The 18,953-nt window shown below is 68.4% G+C and carries 18 protein-coding genes and 1 pseudogene; 12 read left to right on the top strand and 7 right to left on the bottom strand.

Going from position 1 to position 18,953, the window contains the following annotated elements; genetic code table 11:
• Nucleotides 1-94 precede the first annotated feature (94 nt).
• Complete coding sequence (locus tag Pth03_RS27935) at nt 95-661, top strand: YdeI/OmpD-associated family protein (RefSeq protein ID WP_203947386.1); 567 nt, start codon at nt 95-97, stop codon at nt 659-661.
• 75 nt (nt 662-736) lie between these two features.
• Here the strand turns inward: Pth03_RS27935 and Pth03_RS27930 are convergent, their stop codons facing one another.
• Both Pth03_RS27930 and Pth03_RS27925 read right to left on the bottom strand, forming a co-directional pair.
• Nucleotides 737-1,249 carry a hypothetical protein gene (locus tag Pth03_RS27930; RefSeq protein WP_203947385.1) on the bottom strand — a complete coding sequence of 171 codons (513 nt, stop codon included), beginning with the start codon at nt 1,247-1,249 and terminating at the stop codon, nt 737-739.
• A 351-nt stretch (nt 1,250-1,600) separates the two neighbouring features.
• Complete coding sequence (locus Pth03_RS27925) at nt 1,601-2,434, bottom strand: putative protein N(5)-glutamine methyltransferase (protein WP_203947384.1); 834 nt, start codon at nt 2,432-2,434, stop codon at nt 1,601-1,603.
• A 219-nt stretch (nt 2,435-2,653) separates the two neighbouring features.
• On the opposite strand from Pth03_RS27925, the gene Pth03_RS27920 reads away from it, so the two are divergent.
• Nucleotides 2,654-2,944, top strand: coding sequence for a hypothetical protein (locus Pth03_RS27920; protein WP_203947383.1), 291 nt, complete (start codon nt 2,654-2,656; stop codon nt 2,942-2,944).
• A gap of 14 nt (nt 2,945-2,958) precedes the next feature.
• Here Pth03_RS27920 and Pth03_RS27915 read toward each other — a convergent pair whose 3' ends face one another.
• Together Pth03_RS27915 and Pth03_RS27910 are read right to left on the bottom strand one after the other, a co-directional pair.
• Nucleotides 2,959-6,135, bottom strand: a complete 3,177-nt coding sequence (locus tag Pth03_RS27915; RefSeq protein ID WP_203947382.1) for an ATP-binding protein — start codon at nt 6,133-6,135, stop codon at nt 2,959-2,961.
• Nucleotides 6,136-6,464: 329 nt separating this feature from the next.
• Nucleotides 6,465-6,980 (bottom strand): DinB family protein, encoded by a 516-nt coding sequence (locus Pth03_RS27910; RefSeq protein ID WP_203947381.1) that lies wholly within the window; start codon nt 6,978-6,980, stop codon nt 6,465-6,467.
• A gap of 139 nt (nt 6,981-7,119) precedes the next feature.
• On the opposite strand from Pth03_RS27910, the gene Pth03_RS27905 reads away from it, so the two are divergent.
• From Pth03_RS27905 to Pth03_RS27870, 9 genes and pseudogenes are all read left to right on the top strand, one after another.
• Entirely contained in the window at nt 7,120-7,566 is a 447-nt protein-coding gene (locus Pth03_RS27905; protein ID WP_239119420.1) for a MarR family winged helix-turn-helix transcriptional regulator, read from the top strand.
• 22 nt (nt 7,567-7,588) lie between these two features.
• Nucleotides 7,589-7,804 (top strand): annotated as a pseudogene (locus tag Pth03_RS41705) (epoxide hydrolase N-terminal domain-containing protein); the annotation flags it as partial.
• A 73-nt stretch (nt 7,805-7,877) separates the two neighbouring features.
• Entirely contained in the window at nt 7,878-8,804 is a 927-nt protein-coding gene (locus Pth03_RS27900) for an alpha/beta fold hydrolase (RefSeq protein WP_308442388.1), read from the top strand.
• A gap of 110 nt (nt 8,805-8,914) precedes the next feature.
• Nucleotides 8,915-9,442, top strand: a complete 528-nt coding sequence (locus Pth03_RS27895) for a DUF1697 domain-containing protein (RefSeq protein ID WP_203947380.1) — start codon at nt 8,915-8,917, stop codon at nt 9,440-9,442.
• Between the two features lie 30 nt (nt 9,443-9,472).
• The gene (locus tag Pth03_RS27890) at nt 9,473-10,201 is read left to right on the top strand and encodes a hypothetical protein (protein ID WP_203947379.1); all 729 of its coding nucleotides are present in this window, start codon (nt 9,473-9,475) and stop codon (nt 10,199-10,201) included.
• A gap of 107 nt (nt 10,202-10,308) precedes the next feature.
• Complete coding sequence (locus tag Pth03_RS27885; protein ID WP_203947378.1) at nt 10,309-11,121, top strand: aminoglycoside 3'-phosphotransferase; 813 nt, start codon at nt 10,309-10,311, stop codon at nt 11,119-11,121.
• 157 nt (nt 11,122-11,278) lie between these two features.
• A complete protein-coding gene (locus Pth03_RS27880) occupies nt 11,279-12,082 on the top strand; it encodes an NUDIX hydrolase (protein WP_203947377.1) in 804 nt (267 codons plus the stop codon).
• Nucleotides 12,009-13,175, top strand: coding sequence for a 5'-methylthioadenosine/S-adenosylhomocysteine nucleosidase family protein (locus Pth03_RS27875; protein ID WP_203947376.1), 1,167 nt, complete (start codon nt 12,009-12,011; stop codon nt 13,173-13,175). Before Pth03_RS27880 ends, Pth03_RS27875 begins: the two co-directional genes overlap by 74 nt.
• Nucleotides 13,172-15,181 (top strand): hypothetical protein, encoded by a 2,010-nt coding sequence (locus tag Pth03_RS27870; RefSeq protein ID WP_203947375.1) that lies wholly within the window; start codon nt 13,172-13,174, stop codon nt 15,179-15,181. The genes Pth03_RS27875 and Pth03_RS27870 overlap by 4 nt, the downstream gene beginning before the upstream one ends.
• 189 nt (nt 15,182-15,370) lie before the next feature.
• Here Pth03_RS27870 and Pth03_RS27865 read toward each other — a convergent pair whose 3' ends face one another.
• Nucleotides 15,371-16,204, bottom strand: coding sequence for an SDR family NAD(P)-dependent oxidoreductase (locus tag Pth03_RS27865; RefSeq protein WP_203947374.1), 834 nt, complete (start codon nt 16,202-16,204; stop codon nt 15,371-15,373).
• 135 nt (nt 16,205-16,339) lie between these two features.
• On the opposite strand from Pth03_RS27865, the gene Pth03_RS27860 reads away from it, so the two are divergent.
• On the top strand, nt 16,340-16,924 hold the full coding sequence (locus Pth03_RS27860; protein ID WP_203947373.1) for a TetR/AcrR family transcriptional regulator: 585 nt from the start codon (nt 16,340-16,342) through the stop codon (nt 16,922-16,924).
• Nucleotides 16,925-16,971: 47 nt separating this feature from the next.
• Here the strand turns inward: Pth03_RS27860 and Pth03_RS27855 are convergent, their stop codons facing one another.
• Both Pth03_RS27855 and Pth03_RS27850 read right to left on the bottom strand, forming a co-directional pair.
• Nucleotides 16,972-17,676, bottom strand: coding sequence for an HAD family hydrolase (locus Pth03_RS27855; RefSeq protein WP_203947372.1), 705 nt, complete (start codon nt 17,674-17,676; stop codon nt 16,972-16,974).
• A 39-nt stretch (nt 17,677-17,715) separates the two neighbouring features.
• On the bottom strand, nt 17,716-18,942 hold the full coding sequence (locus Pth03_RS27850) for an acyl-CoA dehydrogenase family protein (protein WP_203947371.1): 1,227 nt from the start codon (nt 18,940-18,942) through the stop codon (nt 17,716-17,718).
• Nucleotides 18,943-18,953 lie beyond the last annotated feature (11 nt).

Below are 18,953 nucleotides of genomic sequence, written 5' to 3'. Positions count from 1 at the left end.
TTGACCGGCGGCCGCCGCCCAATTTCACGCCCCGCCACGCCTTATGGACAGTCGCCGCGTTTCACGGAGCCGGCGCCGCTGCTTTAATCGCCCCATGAGCCTGACGATGATCGCCTTCGGAACGCAGGACGAATGGGAGCGCTGGCTCGCAGAGAACCACACGGAGTCCCCCGGCGTCTGGATGAAGATCGCGAAGAAGGGCGCGGACGCCTCGACGGTCTCCTACGCCGAGGCCCTGGACTCGGCGCTCTGCTACGGATGGATCGACGGCCAGAAGGGCAAGCTCGACGACGAGCACTGGCTGCAGCGTTTCACCCCGCGCAGGCCGCGGAGCAAGTGGTCGCAGCGCAACCGGGACCACGTGGACAGGCTCATCTCCGAGGGCAGGATGACGCCCGCGGGCCTGCGCGAGGTCGAGCAGGCGCGGGCCGACGGCCGGTGGGACGCCGCGTACGAGGGCCAGGCCGCCATGACCGTGCCCGACGACCTGCTGCGGGCCCTTGAGCTCGATCCCATCGCCGAGGAGTTCTTCTCCACCCTCGACCGGGCGAACGTCTTCGCGATCGTCTACCGGATCCAGGACGCGAAGAAGCCGGAGACCCGGGCCCGCCGCATCGACACGATCGTCGCGATGCTGGGCGACCGCAAGAAGATCCACTAAGAGCTGGTCGTGATTAATGGTGGGGCCGGACGCCACGGACGGCGACCGGCCATACGTCGAATTGACGGACTACACCTACACGCGGCTCTGAAGGAGCTTGGCCAGACTCAGGGCGATCTCCTGGCGGCCGTCGGAGTCCGCCGTCCTCGCCTTGATCCCGCAATAGTCACCGCCGCGGCAGGGAAACCACAACTCGCCGTGCAGTTCGGCGTAGGTGGCGCCGTCGACGAATCCACTCACCGGATCGCCGATCTCGGCCACGGACTCATACTGGGCCTTGGGCAGCACCGCCGCGAAGATCGCCTCATTGATGCCGTCCTTGGCGCTCGACGCCGTCCAGACGCATCCGCCGAACGTGTAGTCCTGCTGGCCGCCGTCATTGGGGCCGATCGCCTGAGTGACCTCCTCCTCGGTGAGGAACTTGCAACTCTCGCTGCTGTCGGAACCTTCCCCACCGGGAAGGCCCACTGCACTGGGAAGGTTCACCGGGCTGGAACCACCCGAGTCGCCGCCGCCTCCGCAAGCCGCGATCAGAGCCAGCGCACCGCCGACAATCGCGGCGTGCGTGAACTTCCTGAAGACCCCCATGGGCCATCCCTTCATATACGGCCGTAATGGCGGGGAGAAACGCTCAGGGTCGGCGACGACGTCAGCACGGCCTTCAGCTCACGAGCAGTCGCCTACCTGTTTGTGTGGAACCGCTACTTCTGATGTGCGCAGGCCCGAAATTGCCGGACCTCTGAAACGGTGAAAACGTCGACGGCTGTCGTCGGCGTCGCCATATTTCCTGACTCACGCGGATCATGTCCAGGCGTCGTTCGCCTCGGAGACGGCGTCGTTACGTCGGGCGCGCCGTGGACCGTGACCTCCACCTCGGCCGCTCCCCCAGGGCGCGAGGCAAGCGGCGGCCGGCGGCCGACCGCCAGTTCTGCGCGAGCTCTACGCCGGCCTGGTGCCGATGATCGCGGTGGCGTCCCATTCCTCGGACCAGGCGACCGTCGGCACCAGCCCGTGACGGGCGACCGCCTCCGCCGTCTCCTCCGCCTGGCGTTCGCTCGTCTCGACCAGCAGACTGCCGCCCGGCGCCAGCCAGAAGACCGCCTCGGTGATCACCCGCCGCACGACGTCGAGACCGTCCGGGCCGCCGTCGAGCGCCACGTGCGGCTCGTGCAGGCGGGCCTCCGGCGGCAACAGGCCGATCGCCCGCGTCGGCACGTACGGCGGGCTGGCGACCAGCACGTCGACCCGGCCTCGCAGGGCGGAGGGCAGCGGGTCGTACAGGTCGCCCTCATAGACGTGGTTTCCCGGCCCGGTCAGGTTGCGGCGGGCGCACCGCACCGCCGCGGGGTCGAGGTCGGCCGCGTGCAACTCGACCTCGTCGTATGCGCGTTTCATGGCCGCCGCCAGCGCGGCGCCCAACGCGCCGGAACCGCAGCACAGGTCGACGACGACGGCTTTGCGCGGGCCTTCCGCCGACTCCACCGGGACCTGACCGGTGAGCTCGGCGGCCTGGTTCACCAGGAACTCGGTACGCCGGCGGGGCACGAAGACGCCGGGGTCCACGGTGATCCGCAGCCCGCAGAACTCGGCCCAGCCGACAACGTGTTCAAGGGGCAGCCCGGCGACGCGCCGCTCCACCATGGCGGCGACGTCCACCGGCGTAAGGGCAGTGGAAAAGATCAAATCCGCTTCTTCCTCGGCGAAGACGCAGCCGGCGGAGCGAAGCGCGGAGATGACGGTGGATCGGGAGAATGCTGCGGGAGAAACTGACACTGGGAGCCTTCCGGAATAACCGACGGGCGCTCCCCGGTCACCTATCCCAGGTGGACCGCACGGGCGTGAGATGAGAGCACCCGGCCTGACACAGCGGTAATGGGTCTCACCTCCTCATGACGATCAGAGACCGCCACGCTACCAGAGCGCCCGGCCGCTTTGCGCACATGAGCGGACATTCCGGATATCTAGGCCGTGTCCGGTGGATCTGTGACTGCCTTGGCCCAGCTCGTTGGCATGAGCATGGGGCGGGGAGATCTGACGAGTGACGAGCGGGCCCCGCTGAAGCCGCATCTGCCCAAGGTCGGGCAGCGCGGCGGGCGTTGGACCAACGGCCCCGCCGTAGAAGTCCTCCAGGTCGACGGACTTGCGGGCATTGCCGTCACCGCCCGGGAACGGACGCGCTTCGACGAGGTCGTCATCAGGCGGGCCGAGTGGGCCAACGTCCCACCCGACGTCGTCTACTACTGCCGCCGCCCGTACGCGGCCTGCGCCGATCTCGATGCGTGACGCACGGCGTCAGGTCACGGAACAGGTCCGCCAAGCTCTCGCACCAGTTGCTCAGCCCGGCGGGTGAAGAGGTGAGCTCCCCGCTCGGCGGACAGCGCACGTGCGCGGTCGGCGGCTGCCCGGGCCACCTCGACGGGGGCGCCTTCGGCCATCAGCAACCGGGCCCGCAGCAGGAACAGCAACCCCTCGGCGTAGCGCTCGCCGTAGGTTTCGACGACCCGGTCGGCGTGGTCGAGGGCAACGGTGGCGGCGTCCGGCCTACCGGCGGCGAGCCACATCTCGCTGATAAGGCCGTACCAGAAGGCGAGGCCGGTGTGCGGCGGGTCGAGCAGCATCTCCGTCAGCAGCGTTTCGGCCTCGGCCGCGGCTCCGGCCGGGTCGAGGCCCCTCACGGCGCGCGCCCAGCACCGGATTATGTGGAGGTGCGCGCCGAAGAAGGCGAACGAGAATCCGGGGTCCTCGGCGATGCCTCGTTCGGCGGCGCGCAGCGCCCAGGCGGGGTCGTCGGCGAGCGCCGCGATCATTGAGGCGAACGTCGCCCACAGTGTGATCGCGTACGGGTCGGAACCGGCGGCCTCCAACGTGTCGAGCACCGGCCCGGCCGCGTCGAGGTCTCCGTGCAGCGCGGAGATCATCGCGTGCATCCCGGCCGCGATCAGGTGTAGATCGCGCCGCAGCGGAAACTCGCTGTAGCCGGCGATGTCTTCGAGCAGCGTGCGGTCCGACCGCCTCTGGTATTCGAACGCGCTGCCGACCTCGCCGACGTGCCACTGGCAGATGGCCCACGCGTGCAGGCCGTAGGCGCGTAGGACGGGATCGGCCGACGCCTCGGTCTGTTCGAGGAACTGCCGCGCCAACCGTTTGGCGCGGTCGAGTTGCATCCCCTGGCAGTAGGCCGCCAGGCGGGACAGCAGGAAGTTGACGGCCTCCTCCTCGCGGCCGAGTTCGCGGGCCAGATGCTCGGCGCGTTCGAGGAGGTCGGTCGCGGAGCCGACGTATCCGGGCCCCTTGCCGACGACAGCGGTGAGCTGTGACAGCGCGGACAGTTCGAGCTCGGCGAGACCCGCCGAGCGGGCCACCTGCGTCGCCGACCGGAAGTGCTGCTCGGCCGCTTCGAGAGCGGATTTGGCGACCGCCCGGCGACCGGCACCGATGAGCGCGCTCGCGGTCCGGGACGGGTCCGCGAGGGGGCCGGCGGCCCAGAGATGGTGGGCGACGCGCTCGGCGACGGACTCGACGCTGCTTTCGGTGGCTTCCAGCGCGTCCGCCACGCGGAGATGCAGCCGGATCATCCGGTGCGGTGACGTGGCCGTAGCGACCGACTCGCGGACCAGGTCGTGTGCGAAACGCAGCGAGAACGGGTTCCCGGGAGTCGGCCCGAGCAGGCCGAGGTGGTCGACAGGCTCCAGCCGGTCGAGACAGGTCTGGGTGTCGAGCCCGGCAACGCGGGCGAGCAGGCCGAGGTCGACGTCGCGGCCGATGAGGGCCGCGGCTTGGAGCAGGTCGTGCGCCTCGTCGTCGAGGTGCGAGACGCGGTCGCGCACGACGTCCCGCACGGTCGACGGCACGGCCGCGTCCCCGCTGATGTCGCCCCCCGCGGCGAGCAGCCGGGACAGCTCTCGGACGAAGAACGGGTTGCCGGCCGTGCGCGCGTGGATGCTGCGCACGACGCCGTCCCCGAGGTCGCGGCCGGCCTCGCGGCGGACGAGTTCGGCGACCCCGGCCGGTCCCAGCGGGCCGAGGCGTATGCGGCGATGACCGGACAGCCGGCTGGTCACCGCGAGCAGCCGCGACAACTCCGTCCCCGGCGTGGGGGCGCGGTCGCGGAGCGTGCCGATGATCGCGACGCCGCTCGGCAGCCGGACGGCCAAGTGACCGAACAGCTGCAGGGAAGCGACGTCGGCCCACTGGAGATCGTCGATAACGAGCACGACCGGCCGCGCGGCGGAGACCTCGCGGAGCAGCGCGACGACCCGTTCGAACAGGCGGAATTGGCCTCCGGCGTCGGCTTGCTCCGGCTCGGCCGGTGCCCGGTCGTCCGACTCGACGAGGTAGCCGAGCTCGCTGGTCAGCCACTTCTCACGCGACACCGGCGCCAGGGCGTCCAGGACCGTGCCGATGGCCCGCACCCACGGCCACATCGACGGTGCGCCGGCGTCCTCCAGGCAGTTGCCCCACACGACGTGTGCGCCTCGCCCGTGGGCCGCATCGGTCACTTCTTCGACCAGCCGCGTCTTGCCGACTCCCGGCTCGCCCTCCACCAGGACGAGCCCGGTGCGGCCGGCCAGAGCGGACTCCACCGCCTGCCACACCACAGCGAGCTCCTCGACCCGACCGACAAGCCCGGCGGCCGCCGGCGGTGGCTGCCCGGCGACAATCGGGTCGGCGGCGGCCCGCGGTGGCGGGACGCTGGAACCCAGCACCCGCTGGTGGGCGGCCCGTAGCGCCTCACCGGGGTCGATGCCGAGTTCCTCAACCAGCCGCGCGCGGACCCGCAGGTAGGCGGACAACGCCTCGGCCTGGTGTCCGGCAGCCGCCAGAACCGAGACGAGGGCGGCCTGGACCGGCTCGTGCAGGGGGGCCAACGACGCGGCGAGGCGCAGGGGCTGGAGTATGCGCTCCGGCTGGCCCAGCGAGATCGCGAGCTCAGCCGCCGCGGTGCAGGCGTCGAAGAACTCGTGGTCGAGCGCGACGAACGTCGACATGGCGGCAGCCCCGTGATTCCAACCCTCGGCCGCGGACCCGCGCCACAGCCCGAGGGCGTCGACGTAGCAGGCGAGCGCAGCCGTCTGCCGCCGCTCGGCCACGGCGGCCCCGGCCGCCCTCACCCGGCGGCGGAACAGGACGAGATCGAGGGTCTCGGACTCGGCCACGAACAGGTAGCTGTTCCCCCGGCGCTGCAGATAGGACCCGCTCTCCCGCGCCGGCAGCGACGGTTCGAGGAGCCGGCGGAGCGCACCCACGTATTTCTGGACGATGTTGAGCGCGCTGGCCGGCACGTCGTCTTCCCAGATGAGGTCGATCAACTGGTTCGTGCTGACGGGCCGGCCGGCGTGGGCCAGCAGCAGCGCGAACAGGAAGGCCTGTTGCCGCGGGCCGGTATCCAGCTCGACGCCGTCCCGCCAGACCCGCAACGGACCGAGGACCTCGATCCGGAGCGCGCGCTCGTGAGCCACGGTCGGGATTGCCACGCCTTAACCACCCCGGAAGACAAGCCGTCGGACAGCGGCTACGCAGCACGATAGCTGAATCTTCAAGAGCAGCCGCCCGCAGCAACCCCTACAAGGGCTCCGATGAGCCCGGCCAACAGTTCCACGCAGTCCCCTCGCCGATGCATCGCGCCGACCGGAAGGCATCGTCCTTCGCAATAATCCGCCGCAGTAGCCCACGGCGAAGTCAGGTTTGTGGATGGCGACGCCGAGGCGGATCCTGCTGTCGACGCTGAACGAGGTCGTCGGTGGGGACTGCGAGCGTCGCTGCAATCCGACTGTGGCTCCGCTTGTGATCCGCACGGCAGGTCTTAGGCGCCGGTCTGCCCATCGACGAGCTCACGCACGACGTCGAGGTGACCGTTGTGGCGGGACGTCTCCTCAATGAGGTGGAGGATCACCCAGCGGAGGTCGACGTGGCGGCCGTCGCTGACGGGACGCTTCGCCGTTGAGTTCAGGTCGTGATCGGACACCAGGCGGCGGTACCGGGCGCTCTGCTCCTCATACTCGGCGAGAAGCCGGGGCAACGGGATGTCGACTGCTGTCCGCATCTCAGGGTCGGGATCATCGTCGGTCGCCTCGGTGAGCGGTCCCGCAGGTTCCTCGCCCAGGAACATGACTTGGAACCAGTAGTACTCGACCCACCGCAGATGGCTGATCAGCCCGCACAACGTCATCAGCGGTGAACTCGGGAGCGGGGCCTTGCGAGCGTCTCCGGCGGATACGCCCTGACACTTGGCTCGCGCAGTATCACGGGCGTAGTCCAGGAAGGTGGCCAGCTGCGTACGCTCGTCCCACGTGGGAGGCGTGTCGGTTCGTTGAGTCATCGCGGGGAGTTTCCCGCAGCTCGGAACGGGGTGTCGACTCAATTTGCCGGAAGCACCGTCGTGTGCCACAGCACCGGCTGTGCAAGATCCGCCGGACAGGGCCTAAGCAACTTATATAAGAGACTTATATAGTTTCCACGTGTCTTCGCAGGCCCATGAGCTGAGCATCGCCCAACTGACCGCCGTGATGGAGGACTTCACCCGGATGTCCATCCGCCTGCCGGCAGTGCACCGACTCAGCTTCACGACGCTGTCCGTGCTCCACACGCTATCGAGCGGCGGCCCGAAGCGGCTCAGCGAGCTGACGGCCGGCGAACAGGTCACGCAACCGGCGATCACGCAGATCGTGCGCAACCTCGAACGCTACGGCCTGGTGAGACGTCAACCCGACCCGTCGGACGGCCGTGCCGTCCTCGTGCACATCACGGCGGCGGGTGCCGCCGTCGTGGACGGGCGGCGAGCGGAACGCATGGCGCATCTCGCGGAACTCGCCGAGCGGCTCACGCGGGCGGAACGGGACGCCATCGCGGCGGCCCTGCCGGCCCTGGCGCGCCTGGTCGAGCTCAACGAACGCCGGATCGACTGAGCACGAGAACAGGAGAAAGACCATGTCAGACGGCCACGCCTTCCCGTTGGAGCCGACGCCGATCCACGTGCCCGACGACGTGCTCGCCGACCTCCGGCAGCGCCTGGAGCTGACCCGCTGGCCGGTCGACGCGGGCAACGAGGACTGGTATTACGGGGTGAACCGCGCTTACCTGCAAGAACTCGTCCGCTACTGGTGCACGGGCTACGACTGGCGCAAGGCAGAAGCCGCGATCAACGCCTACGAGCACTACCAGGTCGAGGTCGAGGGCGTGCCGGTGCACTTCATGCGCAGGCCCGGAGTCGGCCCCGATCCTCACGCACGGATGGCCCTGGACGTTCTGGCACTGGTCCAAGGTCGTCGATCCGCTGGCCGACCCCGGCGCGTACGGCGCGGACCCCGCCGAGGCGTTCGACGTGATCGTCCCCTCGTTTCCCGGCTTCGGCTTCTCCGCGCCGCTGCCGAACCACCCGGACATGAACTTCTGGAAGGTCGCCGACCTCTGGCACACGCTCATGACCGAGACCCTCGGCCACCGTAGGTACGCCGCGGCGGGCTGCGACGTCGGAGCCCTGGTCACCGGCCAGCTCGGGCACAAGTACGCCAGTGAGCTCCACGGCATCCACATCGGCTCCGGCCAGAAGCTCACCCTGTTCAACGGCGACCGGGCCTGGGATCTCAGCGGCGGCAGCCCCATTCCGGACGGCCTGCCCTCCGACGTCCGCGCCGGGATCGTCACCCTGGAGAAGCGTTTCGCCGTCCACCTCGCCGCCCATGTGCTTGACTCGAGCACGCTCGCCTACGGACTGTCCGACTCACCTGCCGGAATGCTCGCGTGGATTCTCCAACGCTGGGTGAGCTGGAGTAACAACGGCGGCGACATTGAGACCGTGTTCACCAAGGACGACCTCCTCACCCACGCCATGATCTTCTGGGTGAGCAATTCGATCGGCACCTCGATACGCACCTACGCCAACAACAACCGCTATCCGTGGACCCCCTCCCACGACCGGCAGCCGGTCGTCGAGGCGCCCACCGGCATCACCTTCGTCGGCTACGAGAACCCGCCCGGCGTCAGCACCGACCGGCGAGTCCAGCACTTCCTCCAAAGCGACCGCGCCGCCTGGTACAACCACGTCAACCTCACGGCCCACGACCGGGGCGGTCACTTCATCCCGTGGGAGATCCCCGGCGAGTGGGTCGACGACCTGCGCCGCACGTTCCGCGGCCGGCGATAGCCGACCCGGGGGCGCCCGTCCTCGCAGTGCGGCCATGCCGTACATGACATCACTCGTCAGGTACCGCCGATAGCGTCCGCCCGTACCCCTGAGAAAGGAGGCGCCGTTCGATGCGATACGTGGCGCTGCTACGCGGCATCAACGTCAACCCCCATACGCGCGTGGCCATGTCCGATCTGCGCGCACTGCTGGAGAGCCTGGGCTACACCGACGTGCGGACCCACCTGCAGAGCGGCAACGCGGTGTTCACCGCGGGCGAGCTCGACCCCGTACGGATCGGCGCGGACGTCGAACAGCGGATCGCGGGCGAGTTGGGCATGACGGTTCCCGTCCTCGTCCGGACGGCCGGCGAACTGCGCGCCGTGGTCGAGGACAACCCGCTGGAGGTCCGCGACCCTGCCAAATTCGCGGTCGTGTTCCTGTCCGAGGAGCCCGACAGGCGGATGCTGGAAGGCATCGACCCCGCAAGCTACGCGCCGGAGGAGATGAGCGTCGGACGACGCGAGCTCTACATGTACTTTCCCGACGGCCTGCGCCGTCCGAAGCTGCCGCCGCTCCTGGAGAAACGGTCGACGGCGGCGGCCACGATGCGCAACTGGAACACCGTTACCAAGGTGTTGGCCCTGGCCGAGTCCTGAGCGGGTCCGGAGGTGAGGAATGATCTCCGCATGACGACATGGTCGGTCTGGCGTCAGGACGACAACGGCAACCGCGTCGAGGTAGCGCACTACGACGAGCGGATCGCGGCGCTGACGAGAGTGCTGACCTTCGACGCCGGCCACCCGCACAAGCAGATCTACTGGGTGGCCGGGGATGCCGTACCCCTCACCAATCGCGACCTGTACCTGCGGATCATCGACCTGCGTGAGCCGCTGGTCTCCGGCGGGCGCATCTTGTCCGAGTATCTGCGGGCGTTGTGGGGCGTCAGCCGTACCAGGAAGGACCGTGACCGGCTCCCGCTCGACGAGGTGGCCGCGATGTTCACGGCGGCCGTCACCCTGGCTCCCCCACCGGCCGCGGCATCGGACGGTTTCGCGCCCGAGGAGACCCTGAACGGTTTCGCCCGCTGGGAGGCGATCATCCTCTCCCAGATTGCCGACCTCGACGACTTCGCGCTACAGCCGCCCGGCGACCACGCCTTCTTCGGCGTGGACGCACCGCGCACCTCCACGACCCGGGCGACGCCGTCCCGCTGGTACAACTTCGACCCGGCGAGCTATCTCGAATGCGGGCTGGCGGGCGCTTTGGGCGGCTGGGACGAGTCCGACGGCACACGCGTCGCGGTGCCGGGGCCCGTCCACCCGGACGTGCCACCGGACCCCGCGATCCTCTCGATCGAGACCGTGACCTGGGACGATCTCGCCGATTTCGCCCTGTGCGGCCAGCTATACGAATGACATCGGTACAGGAAATCACCGCGCTCGGCGGCCTTGCCGGGTCGGACCGGTGATGCCGCCCGCCACGGCTCGACGGCGTGCCGTACGGTCGACGAGAATCGCTCCCCGTGAGCCGCGACGTCACCTCTGAGATCCCGACCGGGCCCGTGGACGTCCCCGGCATCGTCGCGGCGCTCGCCGGAGGCGACGCCGTCACCCCGGTGTGGCGCAACGAACTCGGCGGCCTGACGTTCCGCCTCGACGACGGACGCGGCGGCATCCGGTACGTCAAGTGGATCGCCACCGGCACCCCCGAGATCGACCTTGCCGGCGAGGCGAAACGCCTGGCCTGGGCACGGCCGTGGGTGGCGGTTCCGCAGGTCATCGGGCAGGGGGCGGACGCCGACGGCTCATGGTTGATGACCGCGGCGGTTCCCGGCCTGTCGGCCGTGGCGCCGCGATGGGTCGCCGACCCGGCGACCGCCGCCGCCGCGATCGGGCGGGGCCTGCGCGCCTTCCACGACGCCCTGCCCGTCGAGCAGTGCCCGTTCGAGTGGAGCGTCGACCGGCGGATCGCCCGCGCCGACGAACGCATCGCGGCAGGCGAGGGACCCGCCGACTGGTTTCGCGAGCACCGGCATCTCGATCTCGCCGGCGCCCGTGCGCGCATCGGAGCGCCCCCCTCGATCGACCGCCTCGTCGTCTGCCACGGGGACGCGTGTGCCCCCAACACCCTGCTGCTCGACGACGGGCGGTTCGCCGCGCACGTCGACCTCGGCTCGCTCGGGGTCGCCGACCGCTGGGCCGACCTGGCGGTGGCCGCGTGGAGCACGGAGTGGAACTACGGCCCGGGCTACGACGGCATCGTGTATGACGCGTACGGCATCGCCCCGGACCAGGAACGCATCGCCTACTACCGCCTGCTCTGGGACATGGCCTGACCTCCGCAGGGGTCAGGCCATGTGAATTCGTTCCGCTGACCGTGCCGTCGGATCTGTCGGAAAGCCGTATTCAGCCTCATTTCCTGACCGTTCGCGACTCACATGTCTTACCTCTCGGCTATTTCTGTCAGTTTGACAAAAAGCTAGCCTCTGCCGCATGACCGACGACCCATGGGTGCCGCCCGTGGTGCTGCTCGCCGTAGATCTCGTGATCTTGACGCTGCGTGAGTCCCGCCTGCACGTCCTGCTCATCGAGCGCGGCGTCGACCCGTACAAGGGCACCCTCGCCCTGCCCGGCAGATTCCTGCAGCACTCCGGGGAAGGCATCACCGCCGCGGCCCGCCGCGAGCTGTCGGAGGAGACCGACCTCGACGTCGCAACCCTCCGCCTGGAACAACTGGGGGTGTACGGCGACCCCGGCCGCGACCCGCGTGGCCGGGTGGTGTCGGTGGCGTACCTGGCCATCGCGCCCCGCCTCCCCGAGCCGAGCGCTGGAACGGACGCGGCCGCAGCCGGATGGCACCCCTCCGACCGAGTACTCTCCGGCGACCTTGCGCTTGCCTTCGATCATCGGCGCATCATCGCGGACGGCATCGAACGCGCCCGCGTGAAGCTTGAGCACTCCGCCCTCGCCACGGCATTCTGCGGACCGACGTTCACTATCACCGATCTGCAGCGCGTATACGAGGCGGTCTGGGGGATTGAGCTCGACCCCCGGAACTTCTATCGCAAGGTCCAGAAGACCGAAGGGTTCATCGTCCCGGCAGGGACGGCCCGCAAATCGGCCACTGGTCGACCGGCTCGCGTGTTCCGGGCTGGTCCCCGCACAGTCCTTCATCCGCCGTTGGTCCGGCCCGCCGAGGCATCGAGCGCAAAGGAGCAGGAGAGTGAGCAACCGCCCGATCGTGATCCTCACCGCACTAGATCTGGAGTATCAAGCCATCCAGGCGAAGTTGGTTGACCTCGAGCTACACCGCCATCAGCACGGCACCCGTTTCGAAGTCGGCCGCCTCGACGGCGGCCGCTGCCGGGTGGCCCTGGCCCACGTCGGCACCGGCAACCAGTCGGCGGCCGTACTGGCCGAGCGCGCCATCGCCGAATTCGCCCCGGCCGCTCTGCTATTCGTGGGCGTGGCAGGTGCCCTGCACTCCCATATCGCCCTCGGGGACGTCGTGGTGGCGACGCGCATCTACGCCTACCACGGGGGGACGAGCGAGGACGAGGGGCTCAAGAGCCGACCTCGCAGTTGGGAGACCTCGCACGCCGCCGACCAGATCGCGCGGCACATCGGCCGCACTAACGCGTGGACGCTCCGCCTTCCGGTTCGCAGCGCGACGCCGCAAGTGCATTTCGGTCCGATCGCCGCCGGAGAGGTGGTCCTGAACTCGAAGGTGTCCGGGCACGCCCGCTGGATCCAGCAGAACTACAACGACGCGTCCGCGATCGAGATGGAGGGAGCCGGTGTGGCCCAGGCCGGGCACCTGAACGGCGCTTTGCACGTGGTCGTCATCCGGGGCATCAGCGATCGGGCCGACGGAACAAAGGAGATCACGGATCGCGCGCGATGGCAGCAGCGGGCCGTGGCCAACGCGGCGGCGTTCGCTGCGGCACTGGCCGAAGAGATCGCCGCCGAGGACAAGGACGGTGGCTGGTTGCCGGCAACGAGAACGGCGAGGGGAGCAACGATGGAGGGGCACGAGGTCACGTACAACATCGCACGCGACAATGCGCGGGTAGGAGTACAGGCCGGCATCGTTCACGGCGGCATCCGGGTCAGCTTCGACCTGGATCAGCCGACGGACCTGGCAGATGCGCTCGCCGGTTTCCGCGCCCAACTCCAGCGCGCCCGATCCGACGGCCGCCTGGACGATGACACGTACGCGGCGGCGGAAGCGGAGCTCACCATCGCCGACGAGGCCCTGCAGGCGAAGACACCGGAGAGCAAGAGCAAGCTGACGCTGGCGCTCAAGAAGGTGCGCGGGCTGGTGGGCGATGTCGCCGACCTGGCAGCGGACCTGGCGAACATCATCACCCTGGCTCAGGCCCTGTCATGACGCCGCCGGGTAGCCCAGGGACGAACGTCGCGGCCGATTCCGCACACGTCGACGTGCAGGCGGCGATCGTGCATGGCGACGTCAACCATTACACGGTTTCGCCTGAACCGTCACCGCAGGAGAAGTTCGAGGCAGGCCTGCGATACCTCGAAGGCGACATGCTGGGAAGGGCATGGGAGCTCATCAATGATGCCGCGATCTCCGGCTATCGCACCAATCAAGCCTGTTTCTACTGGATGCTCACCCTGTTGAGCGGCAAGACGCGGCATGAGCTGTCAGCCGAGGAAACAGTCCGCTTTGAGAACTCAGATCGCTGGTTTCCACTCATCGAAGACGACTACTGGGCGGACGGTGTTCATGCCATCCGTCGGCTGCTGGTCGCAGCCAGGAAACACGACGCGGACACTCGTGTCCTGATGAAGGAGTTCGACGCGCTCGGCTCGGTGCAGCGAGGCATGATCCTTCGGCACCTCGAATCGTTCCTCGACGGGCAGCTCAACGAGGAGATGTGGCGCCGCACCCTCCAATGGGCGAAGACGGAGAGGATGGCCGGGGATCGGGACGAGCGAATTTGGAAGTTCTTCCAGCCCAACCCGGCCGATCCACGGGTACGGCTACCGGAACCGGTCACGATTCCCGGCTTCACCTGGATGCAGGCGGTAGCGGGGACGGTCGTGGCTGTCGCCACAACCGCGCATATCGGGTATCTGCTGGCACAAGGCGGCAAGGTTGGTGGTCTGCTCGCCTGCCTGCTCGCCATCGCCGGCGGTTACTTCGGCGCCCGCGAAGGCGTGGAATGGCGCTTCCGGTTGGAGCGACGCCGAGCGAGGGACGAGGAGTACGCCATGGCCCTGCACCGCAGGACCAATGTGCCCCACGACGCCTTCGGGCGACAGGTGGACCAACGGCTCGAGTATTACGTCGCCAAGTACCTGCCGCGCGGCATGGAGCGCGATGTCTGGCTGGCGTGGACGGCAGGCGTCCGCAGGAGCATCCGGAACGAATTGGTGGAGGCGTACCGCGAGAAGCCAACCAGAGTGGAGAGGATCAACTGGTTGATCCGCCATCGCGCCGGCGATGTCAAAAGGCGCTGGGAAAACGGCACGATGTGGAGTTACCGCCAGGAACTGGCCACTCCCCTGGCGACGAAGGCGACAGCCGTGCTCGGACTGTTGGCCTGCGCCTCCGGAGGGATCTGGGCCGCGAGCGGCGCGGTCCAGGCGCAGCCGCTGAACGGGATGGGATCAGTTGTCCTGACCGTCGCCGCCGGCTGGGTCGCCGCGCGTGCCTGGCTTCGCATCATCCTGGGAGGCCGCCGGACCGCCGCCGACAAGTCCGAAGCCGACGCCCTCAAACGCGACAGTATGGCAGCCTTCGCCCGATGGAAGGACCGGCTGGCCGACAAGCCCAATGACCGGGAGATGGCCACCTGGCTGGATTGCGACCGGAAAATGCTGCTGAGCGAGGCGCTACAGCACTACAAGCTCAAAATGAGCGACGTCGTCGCGTACGCCTTCATCGAGGCACCCGGCGCTTCCACGGCCCGGGCGCGAGTGCGAGGCGGCCCTTGGCGATATAAGAAATACCGACTGCTGCTCTTCCTGCTCACCGCCGACGGGGTACGCCAGTTTGGCGTCACGCTTGATTTCGAGGACTGTACCTTTCACGATCATCATCGCATGAACTACCGCTTCGACGCGGTCGCGGCCGTAAGCGTGAAGCACGCGGATGACGGCGAGCGGACGTTCGAACTCGCCCTGGTCAACCACCAGAAGATCAGCATCAAGGTGATCGAGCCGGGATCCGAGGAGCTCCAGCAGGGTGAAGAGGCCGGAGCTGTGTCCGAGGCGACATTGGATGCGGCAGGGCTGAATCACACTCTGCACGTTCTTGAGGGGATAGCGGCAGAGGGTAAGGAATGGCTCGGCCAGGAAGCCCGCCGGGGCAAGCAACGCTCAGGAGACCTCTCGCCACCCCCGCCAGACGAGGAGGGGCATGCCGCATGAGACGGGAGCACCCCACCCCCTTCGCCTATCGCCGCAGGCGCTACCAGGACCGTTTCGAGCACCACGCTGACATCATCTGATCGGTGATGCGAGCCGCCACCGGCGCCTGCGACTTCGCCGGTTCCGTAATCTGTGCCTGCGGCCGCTGTTGGCATGGCCTCGCCAACAGTTGGACCTCCGCCATACGGGTCAGATGCTGCGGTGCGTGCTGACGGCGGCCCGAAGTTCGGCCAGTTTGGCCCCGATGGCCGCGTCGACGGCGAGCGGATCCCGCGCGTTGAGCTCCTCCATCGCCCGCCGCTCAGGGATTTGTGTATTGACGTCGATCTGCCGAGCCTCGATGCCGGACACGATCTCGGCGACCACCTGGTCGACCGGACGGAGTCCGTACCCCAGGTCCTCACCGGCTTTGGTCGTCGCCATCATGGGCGTGTCGACCGGACCGGGGTAGACCGTGGCAACGTGGACGCCGCTTCCGTACAGTTCGCGGCGCAGCGCCTCGTCGAAGCGGGTGAGGCCGGCCTTGGTGGCCGCGTAGGTGGCGTAATAAGGGGTGCCGACCAGCCCCGAGGCCGAGGCGATGCCGATCAGGGCGGCATGCCCGTGCTGAGCGCCGGCGGCGCGCAGGTACGGCAACGCCGCTCGCGTCGCGAGGATGGGGGCGACCAGGTTGAGATTGATCATGGCCTGGATGTCGGCCACATCGATGTCTTCGAGCGGAGCCGCCCGAACGTTTCCCGCGTTGTTGATCAGCACGTCGAGGCCGCCCAGTAGGGCGACGGCCTGTGCGACCACGCGTTCGGGTTCGCCATCGGCGGTGAGGTCGGCGGTGATCGTGTGGGCGGCGCCTCCGCGATCAGCCACCAGGGCCGCGGTCTCGGCCAGGGGCTCCAGGCGTCGGCCGACCAGGGCCAGTGCACCGTGGCGGGAGGCCAGTTCGAGGGCCAGGGCGCGGCCGATCCCACTCCCGGCCCCGGTAATGAGGGTGCGGCGTCCCTGCAGGTCAAGCTTGGCCGAATCCATAGAAGGCTCCTTTTCCAGATGTAAGTGCGCGGGTGCGGGCGGACGGCTGACACGCCTCCATGTTTGACACCCTTGTCATGTTTGACAGGGTTGCAAACTTTGACGACAGTGTCAAACATCGGGTAGGTTCGCCGCATGGTCGGACAACGGCAGTTCGATGAAGAGCGCACGCTGGATCTCGCCCGAGAGGTGTTCTGGCTCAAGGGCTACAGCGCGACCTCCATGCAGGACATCGCGACTGCCTCTGGCGTTCTGCGCGGATCGCTCTACAACGCGTATCGCGACAAGGAGACCCTGTTCCTGCTGGTCTTCGAGGAGTACGCGGACCAGGTTCTGGGCGAAACGACCCGAGCGCTCAGCCACCCGATCATCGATCGTGCCCTCCGCGACTTCTTCGACTACACCATCACATCCATGACCACGGGCGTTCCCACGCGTGGATGCCTGACGACCAAGACGGCGATCGACACCAAAGCCGACGGGGAAGGCATCCGCGCCGCGCTTCGCGACCTGCTCGACAGCATGGAACGGCTCCTGCGCGAGCGGCTGTCCACCGACGAGGCCCGGGCCCGGCTGGCCATCCCCCCGGCGGAGGCAGCGCGGGTGCTGATCACGATGACCCGGGGAATCGTCGTGATGGAACGCGTCTACCAGGACCCGGAGCGCCTCAGGGCGACGGCCGCCTCACTGATCGACGCATTGCTCTCACAGGCAACCTGACCAGGCGGCACGGCGGGCCGGTGAACTCAGCACGCCGGTCATCCTGTTCAGCGTCGTACGGGCGGGATCATGTCGAGGATCAGGGCCAGGGAGTCCGGCCGCTCGTCCACGGGCAGGTGGTCGACGAGGTGGACCGGGCAGCCGAGGGCGGCGGCGCCGATGTCGGCCACCTGATCGTCTCCCACCATGAGGACATCAGCGGGCGGCAGAGCGAGCTTGTCGCATGCGGTCTGGAAGATTCGCGGGTCGGGTTTCTTGATCCCGATTTCGTAGGACAGCAGAAACACGTCGACGTACCGGGTCAGGCCGTGGTGGTCGAAGACGGGGCGCAGATCCCAGCCGATGTTGCTGACGACAGCAGTGGACACACCACGACGCCGTAGCTCTTGGAGGGTCTGTTCGGCGTCAGGGTAGGGCTGCCAGGCCACCGGATGACAGGACCGGTCGTACAGAGTCTCGGCCAGTTCAGGGGCTGGAAGCCGGGCTTCGCGCGCCAAAGCTGTGTAGACCGCGCGATGATGTTCGGCGGTCAGATCTCGGCTACGCCACAGGTCGAGCAGATGGCCGGGCACCTCACGCGGCGGCGGCCCGCCGGGCAGCGCGCCGGCCACGGCCAGACGCTCGGCGCACGCGATGATCTCCGGCTCCTCGATCGTGTAGCCGGTCTCCGCGAGGACACCCCGCAACCACTGCTCGGTGGATTCGATGCGCAGCAGCGTCCCGGAGAAGTCGAACATCACTCCCTTGATCAAAGACAACCTCCAATCACCAAGGCCCCCAATTGTGACGTATCAGCGAACGTGCAGGCCGGTGACGGCGCGGCCGATGATCAACCGCTGGATCTCCGAGGTCCCCTCGAAAATGGTGAAGATCTTGGCGTCCCGGTGGAAGCGCTCAACGGGATGGTCCCGGGTGTAACCGGCTCCGCCGAGCACCTGGATGGCCTGCTCGCTCACCCACACCGCCGTCTCACTCGCCATGAGCTTGCTCATCGAGCCCTCGGCGTTCGCGAGCGGCCGGCCGTGCCTGGCCATCCAGGCGGCCCGCCAGGTCATCAGCCGGGCGGCGTCGATTCGTGTGGCCATGTCGGCCAGCAGGAACGCGATCGACTGGTTCTCACCGATCTTCCGGCCGAACTGCTCGCGTTCGGCGGCGTAGTCCCTGGCGTACTCGAAGGACGCCCGGGCCAGGCCGACGGCCATGGAGGCGACCAGCGGGCGGGTCGACTCGAACGTGCGCATCGCGGCCTGCTCGCCGCCCTTGGATCCGGCGCGCACCCGGGCGAGGCGCTCGTCGAGCTTCCCCTTGCCGCCGAGCAGGCACGAGCCGGGCACGCGCACGTTGTCCAGGACGACCTCGGCGGTGTGCGAGGCGCGGATGCCGTGCTTCTTGAACTTCTGACCCTGCGACAGCCCGGGCGTGCCGGGCGGGATCACGAAGGACGCCTGACCGCGGGTGCCGAGTTCGGGATCGACCGACGCGACGATGACGTGGACGTTGGCGATGCCGCCGTTGGTGGCCCAGGTCTTGACGCCGTTGATCAGCCACTCATCCTTGGCCTCGTCGTACACGGCGCGGGTGCGGATGGCGCCGACGTCGCTGCCCGCGTCGGGCTCCGACGCGCAGAAGGCGCCCAGCTTGACGTCGTCGGGAGTGCCGAACATCTGGGGCAGCCACTCCCCCATCTGCTCGGGCGTGCCGTTGGAGGCGAGGGACGCGGCGGCCAGGCCGGTGCCGACCAGCGACAGGCCGATCCCGGCGTCGCCCCAGAACAGCTCCTCGAAGGTCGCGGGGAGGCCGAGCCCCGACTCCTCGAACCACTGCGAGGCGAAGAAGTCGAGCGAATAGAGGCCGATCTTGGCCGCTTCCTGGAGGACCGGCCAGGGGGTCTCCTCCCGTTCGTCCCATTCCGCTCCGGCGGGACGGATGACCTCGCGGGCGAACTCGCGCGCCCAGTCCCGTACCTCGCGGACGTCGTCACTCAATTCGGGGTTGAAACCCGCCGCGTTGTCGCTCATCGAGTCCTGTC

Origin of the sequence: Planotetraspora thailandica, assembly GCF_016863335.1 — a bacterium.
GTDB lineage: Bacteria > Actinomycetota > Actinomycetes > Streptosporangiales > Streptosporangiaceae > Planotetraspora > Planotetraspora thailandica.
This window is presented reverse-complemented; position numbering and strand designations above follow the sequence as displayed.